This is a genomic window from Rhizobium sp. R711, assembly GCF_002211365.1.
GTDB lineage: Bacteria > Pseudomonadota > Alphaproteobacteria > Rhizobiales > Rhizobiaceae > Rhizobium.
Genome location: NZ_LOKZ01000023.1, coordinates 18,183 through 32,714 on the forward strand (window position 1 = coordinate 18,183; position 14,532 = coordinate 32,714).

At 59.0% G+C, this 14,532-nt stretch carries 14 protein-coding genes and 4 pseudogenes; 11 read left to right on the top strand and 7 right to left on the bottom strand.

Translation table 11 applies throughout. The annotated features are described in order from the left end of the window. Positions 1-64: 64 nt before the first annotated feature. Positions 65-1,219: an AraC family transcriptional regulator gene (locus ATY80_RS18295; protein WP_245306869.1), complete on the bottom strand. Its 1,155-nt coding sequence runs from the start codon at positions 1,217-1,219 to the stop codon at positions 65-67. On the opposite strand from ATY80_RS18295, the gene ATY80_RS18300 reads away from it, so the two are divergent. Next, on the top strand, positions 1,101-1,838 hold the full coding sequence (locus tag ATY80_RS18300) for an SDR family oxidoreductase (RefSeq protein WP_088693776.1): 738 nt from the start codon (positions 1,101-1,103) through the stop codon (positions 1,836-1,838). The genes ATY80_RS18295 and ATY80_RS18300 overlap by 119 nt on opposite strands. 204 nt (positions 1,839-2,042) lie before the next feature. Here ATY80_RS18300 and ATY80_RS18305 read toward each other — a convergent pair. Together ATY80_RS18305 and ATY80_RS18310 are read right to left on the bottom strand one after the other, a co-directional pair. After that, a pseudogene (locus ATY80_RS18305) lies at positions 2,043-2,560 on the bottom strand (aldehyde dehydrogenase family protein); the annotation flags it as partial. A 104-nt stretch (positions 2,561-2,664) separates the two neighbouring features. Continuing rightward, positions 2,665-2,889: pseudogene (locus ATY80_RS18310) on the bottom strand (aldehyde dehydrogenase); the annotation flags it as partial. A 297-nt stretch (positions 2,890-3,186) separates the two neighbouring features. On the opposite strand from ATY80_RS18310, the gene ATY80_RS18315 reads away from it, so the two are divergent. From ATY80_RS18315 to ATY80_RS18330, 4 genes and pseudogenes are all read left to right on the top strand, one after another. Next, on the top strand, positions 3,187-3,471 hold the full coding sequence (locus tag ATY80_RS18315; protein ID WP_088693777.1) for a type II toxin-antitoxin system prevent-host-death family antitoxin: 285 nt from the start codon (positions 3,187-3,189) through the stop codon (positions 3,469-3,471). Then, entirely contained in the window at positions 3,468-3,845 is a 378-nt protein-coding gene (locus ATY80_RS18320; protein ID WP_088693778.1) for a PIN domain-containing protein, read from the top strand. The genes ATY80_RS18315 and ATY80_RS18320 overlap by 4 nt, the downstream gene beginning before the upstream one ends. 6 nt (positions 3,846-3,851) lie before the next feature. Beyond that, entirely contained in the window at positions 3,852-4,109 is a 258-nt protein-coding gene (locus ATY80_RS18325; RefSeq protein WP_189637203.1) for a prevent-host-death family protein, read from the top strand. Further along, a pseudogene (locus ATY80_RS18330) lies at positions 4,106-4,873 on the top strand (site-specific integrase). Before ATY80_RS18325 ends, ATY80_RS18330 begins: the two are co-directional and overlap by 4 nt. Before the next feature lie 144 nt (positions 4,874-5,017). On the opposite strand, the gene serA reads toward ATY80_RS18330, so the two are convergent. The 3 genes and pseudogenes from serA to ATY80_RS29685 all read right to left on the bottom strand — a co-directional run bounded on the left by serA (position 5,018) and on the right by ATY80_RS29685 (position 7,504). Further along, positions 5,018-6,256: a phosphoglycerate dehydrogenase gene (gene serA, locus ATY80_RS18335; protein WP_088693779.1), complete on the bottom strand. Its 1,239-nt coding sequence runs from the start codon at positions 6,254-6,256 to the stop codon at positions 5,018-5,020. Positions 6,257-6,384: 128 nt separating this feature from the next. Further along, a pseudogene (locus tag ATY80_RS29680) lies at positions 6,385-6,945 on the bottom strand (hypothetical protein). Between the two features lie 70 nt (positions 6,946-7,015). After that, positions 7,016-7,504 (bottom strand): hypothetical protein, encoded by a 489-nt coding sequence (locus tag ATY80_RS29685; protein ID WP_245306870.1) that lies wholly within the window; start codon positions 7,502-7,504, stop codon positions 7,016-7,018. A 298-nt stretch (positions 7,505-7,802) separates the two neighbouring features. Here ATY80_RS29685 and ATY80_RS18345 point away from each other — a divergent pair, with 298 nt between their 5' ends. Next, positions 7,803-8,327 carry a DUF305 domain-containing protein gene (locus ATY80_RS18345; protein WP_245306871.1) on the top strand — a complete coding sequence of 175 codons (525 nt, stop codon included), beginning with the start codon at positions 7,803-7,805 and terminating at the stop codon, positions 8,325-8,327. Between the two features lie 671 nt (positions 8,328-8,998). Here ATY80_RS18345 and ATY80_RS18350 read toward each other — a convergent pair. Continuing rightward, positions 8,999-10,294, bottom strand: a complete 1,296-nt coding sequence (locus ATY80_RS18350) for an MFS transporter (RefSeq protein ID WP_088693780.1) — start codon at positions 10,292-10,294, stop codon at positions 8,999-9,001. A 304-nt stretch (positions 10,295-10,598) separates the two neighbouring features. Between ATY80_RS18350 and napE the strand changes: the two genes are divergently transcribed. From napE to ATY80_RS18375, 5 genes are read left to right on the top strand one after another with little or no spacing between them, the layout of a single operon-like run. Then, positions 10,599-10,793 carry a periplasmic nitrate reductase, NapE protein gene (napE, locus tag ATY80_RS18355; protein ID WP_088693781.1) on the top strand — a complete coding sequence of 65 codons (195 nt, stop codon included), beginning with the start codon at positions 10,599-10,601 and terminating at the stop codon, positions 10,791-10,793. A gap of 9 nt (positions 10,794-10,802) precedes the next feature. Then, entirely contained in the window at positions 10,803-11,300 is a 498-nt protein-coding gene (locus ATY80_RS18360) for a ferredoxin-type protein NapF (RefSeq protein ID WP_088693782.1), read from the top strand. Then, the gene (locus tag ATY80_RS18365; RefSeq protein WP_088693783.1) at positions 11,293-11,577 is read left to right on the top strand and encodes a chaperone NapD; all 285 of its coding nucleotides are present in this window, start codon (positions 11,293-11,295) and stop codon (positions 11,575-11,577) included. The genes ATY80_RS18360 and ATY80_RS18365 overlap by 8 nt, the downstream gene beginning before the upstream one ends. After that, a complete protein-coding gene (gene napA / locus ATY80_RS18370; protein WP_088693784.1) occupies positions 11,552-14,059 on the top strand; it encodes a periplasmic nitrate reductase subunit alpha in 2,508 nt (835 codons plus the stop codon). Before ATY80_RS18365 ends, napA begins: the two co-directional genes overlap by 26 nt. Then, positions 14,026-14,529, top strand: coding sequence for a nitrate reductase cytochrome c-type subunit (locus ATY80_RS18375; RefSeq protein WP_088693785.1), 504 nt, complete (start codon positions 14,026-14,028; stop codon positions 14,527-14,529). Before napA ends, ATY80_RS18375 begins: the two co-directional genes overlap by 34 nt. The last annotated feature ends 3 nt before the right edge of the window (positions 14,530-14,532 follow it).

Consider the following 14,532-nt stretch of genomic DNA (forward strand, 5'->3'; position numbering starts at 1 on the left):
TCGGGTGTCTCTGAATCACCCATTTTTCGCACATCAACGAGATCGGCAGCATTGGACTGAGCCGCTACTCCCGTTCGCCAGTTGAATGCACAGATTGTCTTGTCGCGACTTTCGGGGAGCAACCTTTGATGCGCTTGAAAGCAGTTCCGAATGCACTCTGAGATGCATAGCCAAGCGTTGCAGCGACGTCAGCGATGCCCAAACCTTGATGAATGAGATCTTCACCGACTTGCATCCGCCACCGGGTGACGTAATCGATCGGGGTCTGCCCGATCGCGGCATGGAAGGCGTCTGCGAAGGACGTACGGGACATGCCGGCGACCTCGGAGAGCGCCTTCACGGTCCAGTGTCGCCCGGGTTCAGCATGGATGCGGTCAAGCGCCGCGCCGAGACGTGGATCGGTCAGCGCGCCGATCCAGCTCCGGTCCGGCGGCCGCCGATCCATGCCCTGCACGTCGCGCTCGGCAAAGGCGCGTAGCATCTGCACGAGCAGCATATCAGCGAGATGGCGCCTGATCAGGTCCGATCCCATCCGGATCTGACGGAACTCGCCTTCCATGATCTCCAGGGTCCGGCTCACCGTCGATGCTGCCGGGACATCCCGAGGCAGGAGCATCAGATGCGGCAAGGCCTCGGTCAGCAAGCGTTCGTGCAGCGGGTTCACGCGAAAACTGCCGCCCAGCAGCACCGTGTCTGCCCCGCCGTAGCGCCCAACGTCCGAACCTTCCCAGTCGATCACCTTCGCGCCGTCTTCTGGAACAAGCTGCGGATCGCTCGCCAGAATATAGGCGGGGGTCTGGGACAGCAGGAACACGTCGCCCTGCGCCATCTTCACGGGGGGATGATCGGGATGCAGCATCCAGCACTCGCCCTGGATCACAGCTGCGAATTTCAGTGCCAGCTTCTCGGGAAATCGCAAGGACCAGGCGCCCGCCGCTTCGAGCCGTGTGCAGCGGGCGCTGCGCAGATCGAGGAGACTGAAGATCGAGGTCAGGGCATCCGGCATATTTCGGACGATCTCAACAAAAACACGGATCGAACGATATAGATAAGCCGCATCGCAGGCAATACCTTTGCTCCAGTCGAAATGGAGAACGGCGATGGAAAACGTAAAGAGCAAAGTGATCGCAATCACAGGGGCGAGCAGCGGGATCGGACGTGCCACTGCTTTGCGGCTGGCCTCCCACGGGGCAATGCTGGTGCTTGGCGCGCGCCGCACCGAACAACTCGAAGCCCTTCAGCGTGAGATTGAGGCGGCCGATGGAAGCGCCACCTTTCGCCAGACGGATGTGCGGGACCGCACCTCGATGCAGGCGCTTGTGGACCTGGCCTGCAATGAATTCGGGCGCCTCGACGTGCTGGTCTCCAACGCCGGTATCGGCCCGATTTCCAAGCTCGACGAATTGCAGCTGGACGATTGGGACGCGATGATCGACATCAACTTCCGCGGCGTGCTCTATGGCATCGCCGCTGCCTTGCCGGTCTTCCGGCGCCAGAAGGCGGGGCAGTTCGTGACCATCATCTCAACAGCGGGCCTACGGATCGTGCCCGGCCAGGCGGTCTACGCTGCGACGAAGAACGCCGTGCGCACGCTGCTGGAAGGGTTGCGTCAGGAAGCCGGACCGAAACTGCGCGTCACCGGCATTTCCCCAGGCTACGTGCGCTCGGAATTTGGCAACAGCATTCGCGATCCGGCGCTGCGCGACCAGGTCGCGCGTGGGGTGGAAACAGTGGCGCTCGATCCGGACGCGATCGCGGGCGCTGTGGAGTTCGCCATCGCCCAGCCCACTGACGTAGACGTCGGCGACATCGTAGTGCGTCCAACAGCCCAAGGATAGGCGAATGGCTAGCTCCGCTAGGTGCGGCCGTTTTCGCGTTGATTGGCGAAGAGCCGGGATTGGTTATCGTATATTGCGTGTCTCATCGGTTGACGACCGGCAGTCGGTCGACCTGCCGCCTTGAACGGATCAGAACTGGCGGTCCCGCTTCTAACCACGCGATATCAATGACCTACGGAAACTTGGCAAAGACAGGGGGCAGGATCAACTAACGCCGTTGAATACCACCATCTTGTCGTCGGCCATCTCTTCCATCGTCCATGGAATGCCCCCGACACCATATCCCGACTGCCTGCGTCCGGCGAAAGGCATCCAGTCGGTGCGAAAGGCTGTGTGGTCGTTGACGAGCACCGCGGATGCATCGAGATGCCTTGCAGCCTTGAGAGCGACGGCTATGTCGGAGGAAAAGACACTCGCCTGAAATGCATACGGCAGCGAGTTGGCTATACGGATCGCCTCGTCAACGTCGCAATAGCCATAGACACAGGTCAGCGGTCCGAAGACCTCGAGCCGTGATACCTTGGCGTCCACCGGCGGATCGAGCAGGACGGAAGGCAGAAGCGTGGTCTCAGACAGTCGCCCTCCCCCGAATTGCCTTGCTCCCGCATCGGTCGCTTCCTTGATCCAGCTTGCAACGCGATCCGTCTCGCGCGGCAGGATCAGCGGCCCGACCTCCGTCTCCTTCGCGTGGGATTACCCACCTGGAGGCTTGCCACCTTGGCTATCGAACACCCGCCGAAGTCTTTCGTCAAAAACTGCTCGCCCAGATCAGACGTACTGGTTAGGCTCTGAATGTCCGCAAGTCGCGGTTGAGCATGAACTCACGGCCGACGATCGCGTCGACCTTTGCACTGCGATCGGCGATGACAGGAGCTGCTCCGCCGTGTTCCAGCGCGCATCGCATGCCGGGAGGCAGCTTGCCTTTCAGATACCAGCCGACTTTCGCCGAGTCGATGAAGCTCATGAAGGCAAAACGCTGATCCGTGGCGAAGCTCGCGGCAAGAGCGTTGTCATCGGTGATGAACGTCTGGCACCAGCGCACGTCCAGTCCAATCGTATGGCCAGTGCGTTCGAGCACGATGATTTGCAGCGAGCGCTGGCCCGATGACGAGAACCCTCCTCCACAGTTTCGATCCGCCCTCGGCCAGCCGATCACCGGCGCGACCGTCGACTTCGATGTCGCGGACATCGTCCCAATCCGCTTCATAGACCAGCGGATTGCGCTCCGTCGCGCGGCAACCTTTAACTGTCGATAAGCACGGCTCATCGGAAGTGAGGTGTACATCATAGTTGTACGTTCGCTGATACGGTGCTATAAAGCCGCCAGGAAGGCGTATCGGAGGGCTCGATGCCCCAGACCAGCTACAAGATCAGCGAAGCGCGAAAAAATTTCGCCGAGGTGCTCGCGCGCGCCAACCAGGGCGAGGAAATCGTCATCATGCGCGGTAACGAGATCTATGCCCGCATCGGCCCGGCCGACGGCGGCAAGCGCCCGTTCGGCCTGCTGCGCCAGCGGGGCTTGCCGGATGATCTGTTCGACGACAGCGATACGGACCAGGCCGCGATCGACGCCGGCGACTGGAATGACGACGTCGGTGTCTGGCAGGGCGGGCATTCCGAGACAAAGGCGTGAAAGTTCTGCTCGACAGTCACGCGGTCTACTGGTGGACGATCGGCAGCGACCGGCTTTCCTTAAAGGCCCGAGCCCTGATCGAGGACAAGATGAACACCGTTCTCGTCAGCGCCGTCTCCTTCTACGAACTCGACAACAAGATGCGGCTGAAGAAGCTCGACCTAAAGCCGCAGGAATTGCGGGCGGCAGTGGCTGCCAGCGGCCTGCAGACGCTCGCCATCAGTGATCTGCACGCCGAACTGGCGGCAAGCTTCGATTGGGAGCACCGCGATCCCTGGGATCGGATCCTTGCGGCGCAGGCGCGCCTGGAACATTGCCACTTCGTCTCCACCGATCTCGCATTCGACACGATTTTGCATGAGCGTATCTGGTAGAGCGCAATGGCGATGACGATTGGGGTCGACATTGCCGAGGCAGCGGAGCGACTGGATGAATTGATCGACCTTGCCCTGAGCGACGATGAGGTTGTCATCTGTTCTAACGGACGCCCCGTCGCTGTCATCGAGACAATGCCTGGGAGGGGTCAAGGCAGGACCGATGCCGTTCGTTTTGACACTGGCTGCCGAAACTCACCCGACGATCACTGGCAGACCTCAAATCACGAATACGTCCATGACCTGAATGGGCTGCCGAAATGAGCAAGTCGTATTCGAGTTCGATCGAGAAACGCGCCGAGGAACTCGACACGATCGCTGCGGTGCTGCCGATCGAGCGCCGCGACGAACTTGCCGAAATGCTGACCGATCAGGATGTGGAAACGCTACGGCATCCCGTCAACGCCAACGCCGCTGTAAGAGCGCCAAGGCGGTGACCGGTGACATCCGGCGAAGCTGTTGGCGACCTGTGGCGGCGACAGCCTGCACGATCTGCGCGTCGCGCCATCCTGATGATCGCCTTTGCCCGGCGGTCGCAGGCGCAGCGAAGTGGCCGGTCTCCGGAAAGAGCAGCTGACCAGCAAGCCGCCGGCGACCGGCGAGGAGGGAAGCTCCCTCCCCTCGCTCTTGATCCATCTCGGCCGCACCAAGACGTCAGGCGCCGACCAGAATGAGATCGTCTATCTAACTGGTTCGCCGGTCGAGGCGCTGAACGCCTGGCTAGCGGCCGCCAAGATCGATAGCGGCAGTGTGTTTCGGGCGATTGATCGCTGGGGCAACGTCTCCCGCCGGGCGCTCGATCCGAAAACGGTCAATGACATCGTCAAGCAGCGCGTAAGAATGGCGGGTCTCGAGCCGGGGGAGTTTTGGCGCACGGTCTGCGATCGGGCTATCTCACGGAAGTTGCCAACCGCGGCATCCCTCTCCCCGGGGTGATGGAGCAGTCGAGGCATCGATCCGTTCAGCAGGCGTCGAGCTACTACAACAATGCCACGCGGCGAACTGGGCGCGAGGCCCGGCTGCTATAATGAGTGAGGCGTTTCACGTTCGATGCGGGGTCGATCCAGACCTTAGCACCTCACATCGAACATCTATGGTCTTTTCCTACGAAAAGCCTCCCCTCGCCCACCTTCGATATCAGTCACCCAGACAACGCAGCACTGCTCAATGCATCAATAGAGCAACCGCGCCCTGATCGTTCCCGGTATGCCACGTAGCGCCTGCAGGATCTCGTCGGCTGTACCGGACATGTTCTCGACTTCGATGACCACATAACCTGTATCACCATGGGTCTGCAGGAATTCGGCAACGATGTTGAATCCGCGCGAAGAAAAGATCTCGTTCAGCTGGATGAGCATGCCGGGACGGTTTTCGTGAACATGAATAAAGCGCGTGCCGTTTGGGCGCTCGGGCAGTTGAACTTGTGGGAAGTTGACGGCACCCATCGTAGATCCGATGTCGGAATACTCGACCAGCTTTCTTGAAACTTCCCCACCGATGCGTTCCTGGGCCTCCTCGGTGGAACCGCCGATATGCGGTGTTAGGATTACGTTGCTCAAGCCCTGCAGCGGCGTTTCGAAACGGTCCCTATTCGATGCTGGTTCCTTCGGAAACACGTCGACGGCAGCACCTGCCAAGTGGCCTTCTTTCAGCACTTTCGCAAGCGCATCGAGATCGACCACAGTTCCACGGGAATTGTTGATGAAGATGGCGCCCTTCTTCATACGGCGGAGTTCCGCTTCGGCAATCATATTTTGGGTCGATGCCGTTTCGGGAACATGCATTGTCACGTAATCCGAAATCTCGAGAAGCTCACCGAGTGTAGCCATCGATTCTGAATTGCCTCGGCGCAGCCGATCGGAAAGATCGAAATACCGAACCACCATCCCCATGCTCTCCGCAAGAGCACTCAGCTGCGAGCCGATATTGCCATAGCCGACGATGCCGAGTGTTTTTCCGCGGACTTCGCGGCTGCCGACAGCGGATTTCTCCCAGCCGCCCTGATGCGCGGACGCCGAACGCGGGAAGATTTGCCGGGTCAGCATGATGATCTCGCCGATCACAAGTTCGGCCACCGAGCGCGTGTTCGAATAAGGTGCGTTGAAGACAGGTATGCCGCGGCGGCGCGCCGCCTCCAAATCGACCTGGTTTGTGCCGACGGAGAAACAGCCGACGGCAATCAGCTTCTTGGCGGATTCGAAAATCTCGTCCGTCAGCTGCGTTCGGGAGCGAATGCCGATGACATGGGCATCGGCAATATGGCTTTTGAGATCCTTGTCGTCGAGCGCCGTCGGCAGGTGAACGAGATTGGTGTATCCACACGCCCCAAAGTAATCCACTGCGCTCTGACTGATGCCTTCGAGCAGAAGTACAGAAATCCGGTCGCGGGAGAGGGAGAGTTGGCGGGTCATGATGAGACTTTCGATTTCCGATTAAAGCTGGCCAAAATCGTTTCGAGGCCACTGCGGCGCTCTACAACATGGCTTTGCGGCTATCCGACAAACAGTGCAAGCACAAATACTATTATTGTCCGCTTCTCTCAGACGTTCCTCACTCCCATCAGTTGCTGCGCAAGGCCGACGGCGGTCCTTCGGATTGAGACCGAGATCGCGCACTGCTCTTCGCCTACGGATTCCGACCATGACCAGATGCCGGAGGAAAGCGACTTGATCAGGTCCTCGGGCAGTTCGAGCTCCTTGCCGACATCGCGAATGGCGCCTTTGGCGCGATAGTGGGTCACCATGGAACATAGGGCGGCCTTGTCATGCCCGTAGGTCTTCTAGATCCACTGGATTACCTCATGCTTTCATGTTCGAAATCGACATCCATGTCGGGCGGCTCGCCCCTGAGAGACGAAGCGCTCGAAGAGCAAGTCCTTGGTTTCGCGGTCGATCGAGGTGATGCCGAGCACGTAGCAGACGGCGGAATTCGCCTCCAATCCCTGCCCTGGCAGAGAATGCCCCTGCGATCGGTCATAGCGGACAATGGAGAATACGGTAAAAAAATAGGGGGCGTATTTCATCGTCTCGATCAGATCAAATTCATGCCGGATCGTCTTCTCGACATGCGCCGGCAGCCCTTCCGGATAGCGCGTCTTCACGCCTTCCCCAATTATAATGCTCAAGCGACTGTTGCGCCGTCATGCCCGCGACCAGCGCTTCCTCCGGATACTAATAGACAAGCTCTTCCAGACTGAACCTGCAGCGCTCGACGATTTCCATAGTGCGTGCCAGCGCTTCCGGGTAGCGGGGAAACAGACGCGACATTTCTTCCGATGGTTTGAGAAAGCGATCGGCGTGCCACTCGTGCTCGAAGCCGACATCGTCGATGGTGGTTGCGAATGCAGGTGACGACATCCTGCAGCTGCCGCCTGCCGGGCTCGTGAACCAGCACGTCATTGGTGACCACCGTCTCACCCGGTGCTGTGCCGCGAGGTTTGACACAACCAATGCAGCCGCCTCTGGTCGGCTGCTGGCAAGACAGAGCGAAACATGGGCCCGGTCACCGAAGATTTCTGCCATCTTCCTGAGCTGCACGGCGAAGGTATCGTGCGGCATATCCGGGACCAGGATGCCGATCAGGGCCTCGGAATAGAGCACCACGTCATCGAAATGAAGAATGCAGTTTGCCTTCCCGCCCCCGCCCTTGCCCAAGGTCAAGAGCCGCGTCAGCCGCTATTCGGAATTTCTTTCCCATAACAGATCCAAACCGTGGGGCTTAATTCAGGTTTCGCGCTATGTGCTGCGTCGGCCTGCAGCAGCAGGTCACATCAACGGGTGAGTGGCATCAGAGTTGGCAGGCTATCGGTGGTGCCCCTGTCCTGGCCTGCAATTCAGGGTAACAGGAACCAAACTGGCCAAGCGATGTTAGGATAAAATACCCCCTAAAACTGGGCGCTGCCCACCCAAAAGCTTGCCACACCACGGCCCGGTGCCCGCGACCCGAAGGAGGTCCACAATGCGCGATCACGAACCTGCGGGATATGACGGGATGAAAAGGCATCCCTATGCCATGTTCGCCATCAATATGGTTCTCAGCCTGATCGTCATGTATTTCGTGATGTTCTCGATGATCGACGGATGGAACGATTTCCGCAACAACTTCAATATGCTCTACATGGCGCTGACGATGGTGGCTCCGATGGGCATCATCATGCTGACAACCATGGGGCACATGTACAGCAACAAGAGGCTGAACACCGGAATTTGTCTCATCCTGGTGATCCTGTTCGCCGCCGCTTTCGCTGGCACGCGCAGTCAGGCCTTTATTGGCAATCGCCAATTCATCGCCTCTATGGTCCCCCATCATTCCGGTGCGATCCTCATGTGCCGCGAGGCATCGCTAGGTGATCCGGAATTGGTCAGGCTATGTTCCGATATCTCGCAAAGCCAGCGCCGGGAAATCGAACAGATGAATGCGATTGAAGCTCGCCTCGCACGTCAGCTGCCGGACCGAGAGAGAACTGAACCGTTGCTTGCATAGGCCAGAACACTCGGATTGCGTCTGAAGATTGGCGCTGAACCTTGGCCCTGCAGCCAGCATCAAAGTCGCTACACGTCGTCTCGTTCGGGTATCTGTTCGGCGGCAAGCTGCACTCCGGGTCGACCGACAGGATCCGCGCAATCTGTTCGACGTGAAGCTGCTCTACGAGAACGAGGGGCTGACAGACGCGCTGTCCTCCCCATCCACGTGGCAAGCTCCGGGCGCCCGCCGCATGAGCTGGTCAGGCCCTGCCTCGCCGAAATTGACGACGCGTTCGTCAAGAGTTCAAGCACGACGAACGAGCCGGTGGGCCTGGAAGACCTGAAGACGGCAAGAAACGAAGCTGACGAGTGACCTGCTATACGGCTCGCCGGCAAGGCGATGCGCTTCTTGCTGTCGCTGCACGACGGTGAACCGGACTTCGAGGCAAGCGGCCAACCTGCCTGCTGTTCGCTGGAAGATGCTCAACGTCCAAAAGCTGAAGCAGCAGAGCCCCGCGAAACTTGCTGAGCAACGGCAAGAGATGGAAGGACTCTTGGCCCGGCTCTGTCGGCGGCGCCTGTCGAGCAATTGCAAAGGGATCGGAATCTGGACAACAATGCCGCGAAGATTCACAATCGATCTATCCATCAAATGCCGGAGACGACGCAGACAAACCTCTTTGAGCTTTTCTACACGATGACTTTGGAATCGTGAGAAGTTGCCGGCGGGCCCAAGATCTGCCCAACGATCAGGACGAGAACCGCAGCCAACGTGAGACAAAAGGCGAGGAAGAACATCGGCGCAATTGTGCTGCCGGTTGTATCCTTGATCCAAGGGACAACGTTTTGTGCTATGAAGCCTCCGAGATTCCCCACCGAGTTGATGGCGGCAAGTCCGGCCGCTGCCCCCGCGCCCCGCAGAAACCTTGATGGCAGGCTCCAGAACACCGGCTGCCCCGCGAAAATCCCAGCCGCCGCCATACATAGAAACAGGAATTGCACCGTGTGATTAGGGACGATTGCCGACAATACAAGGCAAATGGCACCCACGAGCGCGGGAATGACGATATAGGGTGTCTTCGACGCTGCTCGGTCGGCAGCGGCAGGCACGGCATAAAGAGCAATGGCGACCAGGACCCAGGGGATGATATTTAACAGACCATTGGTGGTGTTGCTGACGCCAAAGCCCTTGACGATCGTTGGGAGCCAATAGCTCAAACCGTAGGCTGCGAGGGGAAAACCGATGTAGCATAGCGACATCAACAGGACACGCGGGTTGATCAGCGCTTTGAATCCGTCGCCTGACGACTCTTCCATGCCGGCATTTTCCTTGGCGAGACGGTCTTTCAGCCAAGTCTTTTCCGCATGGCTGAGGAACGGCGCATCGTCGGGTCTGTCTGCCAGGTAAAACAGGGTCACAACGCCCGCAATAACGGCCGGTATTCCCGTTGCAATGAAGACCCATTGCCATCCCGCAATTCCATAAAGCCCGTCCAGATCCAGCAACACACCACCCAATGGTGCGCCGAGCGCATTGGCGATGGCGCTGAAGATCATGAACAGACCAACCATGGTCCCGCGATAGGCTGAAGGATACCACAGTGTCAGCAGATAGAGGACACCAGGAAAGAACCCTGCCTCGCACGCTCCAAGCAGGAAGCGAAGAATGTAAAACATCGTCGCATTCTGCGTGTATGCAAGAGCCATTGTGACCGCGCCCCACGAAACGAGAATGCGGGCAAACCACCTGCTGGCACCAAATTTGTCGAGAAGGAGATTGCTCGGGACCTCGAATAGGAAATATCCGACAAAGAACAGAGATGCGCCCAGCCCGTAGGCGTATTCGCTCATTCCAAGAGCCCCGACCATATCGAGCTTGGCGAAGCTCACGTTCTGGCGGTCGATGTAGGCAATCAGATATAACACGCCAAGAAACGGCATGAGCCGCCAAGTTATCTTGGAAATAAGTTGCTTCTCGACAATCACGCAGCTTCCTCCCTTTTCGATGAGTGACATAGCAAAGATAGAGCGCCAGCACGTTTATCAACCCAAAAGTGCGTCTATCAGACAACATTCGAGGGTGCGCACAACCTTATGAAGATACCCGCTGCAATTTTACCTCGGATTTCAGCGCAACGACCATGCGATTGCGCAGGGCTAGCGACCACGAAGGGCGCTGCCTTACGAGAAGCTCGGCGCCACCTCACGGGTTCTCATGGAATGACGAATTACAAGCAGGGCTACCCATGATGACATTGCCATGATATCGTCGGTTGCGAGGGGAGTAGCTATGTCTGAGCTTTTGCAAAGAGCCCCAAACAGTGACGGCCCGCGTTCGCGGCGACGACTGGAATTGCTGACTTTTCTTATACTGGCGTTCGGAATCTGGCCCTTGGTCGCAGTCGGCGTCGTAGGCGGCTACGGCTTCATCGTTTGGATGTTCCAAGTCGTATTCGGCCCCCCCGGGCCACCAGCAGCGCACTGAGGCGGCGCCATGAGCCCGATCTTGAGACGCCAATTCCTTTCTGGTCGCCGGGTACCTGCATATGTCGGCCCTTGCCCGCCCGGTGCGTCCGGCGCCACAATCGCAGACGCATGTACGGGTTGCGGCAGATGCGCGCAGCGATGCCCGACGGGGATAATAAGCATGGCAGGCGGTCTGCCATTCCTGGACTTCTCGCAAGGCGAATGCACGTTCTGTGGGGAATGCGCTCAAGCATGTCCAGAACCAGTCTTTTCGGCCAAGCGCGTATTCCGACTTCCCCAGGTCGCGACAATAAGCAATGATTGCCTCGCGCAGCGATGCATCACATGCCAGTCCTGCGGCGAAGCATGCCCAGAACAAGCCATTCGTTTCCGTCCCCGTATCGGCGGTCCCTTCGTGCCGGAGCTCGACAATACAAAGTGCACTGGATGCGGTGCATGCCTCAGCATCTGTCCGGCGGACGCGATTTCGTTTCAGGCGCTCACCGCGGAGGCGACGAATGTCTGACGGGCGGTCACATTATCACGTATCAAGTGCTGTTGTTGCCACCGTGCCACCCAGCACCGAGCGTGTGCTTGCCGCGCTCGGCAAGATGGAGAATGTGGAAATCCACGGCCATTCCGGCGGCAAGATTATCGTTGTCATCGAAGGAACGAGTACTGGCCAACTGGGTGCGTGTCTGTCGCAAATTTCTCTGCTGGACGGAGTGATCGCGGCAAACATGGTGTTCGAGCATGTCGAGGAGGAGACGCAGTTCAATGACGGGAGAATTGACAAGGCGTGACATTCTGAAAGCTCAGGCTGCGGCCATGGCTGCTGCTGCAGCGGGCATTGGGCTTCCTGCTTCAGCCCAGCCCGTGCCTGGCGGCGTCAGCGCTCTACAGATCAAATGGTCGAAGGCTCCATGCCGTTTCTGTGGGACTGGCTGCGGCGTCATGGTCGGCGTCAAGAATGGCCAGGTGGTCGCGACCCATGGTGACATGCAGGCGGAGGTCAACCGCGGCCTGAACTGCATCAAGGGCTACTTCCTGTCGAAGATCATGTACGGCGAGGACCGGCTGAAAACGCCGCTTTTGCGCAAACGCAACGGTGTCTATGCCAAGGACGGCGAGTTCGAACCCGTGAGCTGGGACGAAGCCTTCGACGTAATGGCCGCACAGTGCAAAAAAGTGCTGAAGGAAAAGGGGCCGACGGCCGTCGGCATGTTTGGCTCGGGACAGTGGACAATCTTCGAGGGTTACGCAGCCACAAAGCTCATGCGGGCGGGGTTCCGTTCCAACAACCTCGACCCCAACGCACGGCACTGTATGGCGTCGGCCGCCTATGCCTTCATGCGCACTTTCGGCATGGACGAACCGATGGGCGTCTATGACGATTTCGAAAATGCCGATGCCTTTGTGCTTTGGGGATCGAACATGGCGGAAATGCACCCGATCTTGTGGACACGCGTCGCCGACCGCCGGCTCGGGCAGCCGCATGTCCGCGTCGCAGTGCTTTCGACCTTCACCCATCGCAGCATGGATCTCGCCGACATCCCGATCATCTTCAAGCCGGGAACCGATCTTGCTATCCTCAACTACATCGCCAATCACATCATCCAGACTGGTCGCGTCAACCAGGACTTCGTCGAGCGGCATACACGGTTCGTGCGCGGCGTCACCGACATCGGCTATGGCCTGAGGCCAGATAACCCGTTGGAAGTGGCCGCTAGCGGCGCTGCCGATCCGACGAAGGTGGAACCGATCGACTTTGACGCCTTCAAGACATTCGTTTCCGAATATACGTTGGATAAAACGGCAAAACTGACGGGGGTCGATTCAGGTTTTCTCGAGCAGTTGGCGGAACTTTACGCCGATCCCAGCCGCAAGGTGATGTCGCTCTGGACCATGGGCTTCAACCAGCATGTACGTGGCGTCTGGGCCAATCAGATGATCTACAATATTCACCTTTTGACAGGCAAGATATCCGAGCCCGGCAACAGCCCGTTCTCCCTGACTGGCCAGCCGTCCGCCTGCGGTACCGCACGCGAAGTCGGAACGTTTGCACATCGTCTTCCAGCGGACATGGTGGTAACCAATCCCGAGCATCGCAAGCGGGCAGAAGAGATCTGGCGCATCCCGCACGGCATCATCCCCGACAAGCCGGGCTACCACGCCGTGCAGCAGGATCGCATGCTCAATGACGGCAAACTCAATTTCTACTGGGTGCAGACCACCAACAACGTTCAGGCCGCCCCCAACACAAGCAACGAGACCTGGAAGGGCTATAGAAACGCGGACAACTTTATCGTCGTCTCCGATGCCTATCCAACGATTACTGCGATGAGCGCCGACCTGATCCTGCCGGCGGCCATGTGGGTGGAAAAGGAGGGGGGGTTCGGCAATGCGGAGCGCCGCACCCAACTCTGGCGCCAGCTCGTCCAGGCTCCCGGAGAGGCGCGCTCGGACCTTTGGCAAATCGCGGAATTTTCAAAGCGCTTCACGACCGACGAGGTCTGGCCTGCAGACATTCTTGACGCAAATCCGGATTATCGCGGCAAGACGCTCTATGACGTGGTCTTCCGCAACGGCGAGGTGGATCGCTTTCCGCTTAGCGACACCGATCCCGGCTACGACAACAGCGAAGCCAAGGCCTTCGGCTTCTACATCCAGAAAGGCCTGTTCGAGGAATATGCCACCTTCGGGCGCGGTCACGGCCACGATCTTGCGCCCTTCAACATGTACCACGAAGTGCGCGGACTGCGCTGGCCGGTGGTCAACGGCAAGGAGACGCTCTGGCGTTATCGCGAGGGATTCGATCCTTTTGTGCAGCAAGGCGAGGGCGTGAATTTCTACGGTCAGCCGGACGGCAAGGCGGTCATCATCGCCGTGCCCTACGAGCCACCGGCCGAATCGCCGGACGAGGAATTCGACTTCTGGCTTGTCACCGGCCGCGTCCTCGAGCACTGGCATTCCGGGTCGATGACGATGCGGGTACCCGAGCTCTTCAAGGCCTTCCCTGGCGCGCGCGTCTTCATGAACGCCGATGACGCACGCAAGCGCGGCATCAACCAGGGTGCGGAAGTCCGCATCATCTCACGCCGCGGCGAGATCCGCTCGCGTGTCGAAACCCGCGGTCGCAACCGCATGCCGTCCGGGGTTATCTTCGTCCCCTGGTTCGATGCCAGCCAGCTCATCAACAAGGTTACTCTCGACGCCACCGATCCTATCTCCAAACAGACGGATTTCAAGAAATGCGCGGTCAAGATTGTTCCCGTGGCCGTCTGAGGCGGCCTGAATGGATGACGGTCGCGGCAGGTTTGCTGTTGTTTCTCGCAACAGCCGCGATTGCTCAGGTGATATCCACGACGGCACCCCAGCTGGTCGGACGGACGCCCTCGATGGCGTTGGGTCCGGCTGCACCCTTGCCGAAATGGATTGTTGACGACCAGCGCCGAATGCGCGCCTATCCCGACCAGCCGCCGATCATCCCTCATTCGATCGAGGGCTACGAACTGTCGGTGAACGCCAACCGATGCATGTCCTGCCACAAGCGCGAGTTCACCCAGGAATCGGGGGCGCCGATGATCAGCGTGACGCACTACATGACGCGTGACGGCCAGATGCTCGCCGACGTTTCGCCACGGCGCTACTTCTGCACCGCCTGTCACGTGCCGCAAGCCGATGTGCGGCCGCTGGTAAACAATGTCTTCAGGGACATGAGCGAGATGGGCGTAAAGCCCACCGGAAGCGAGTGACGC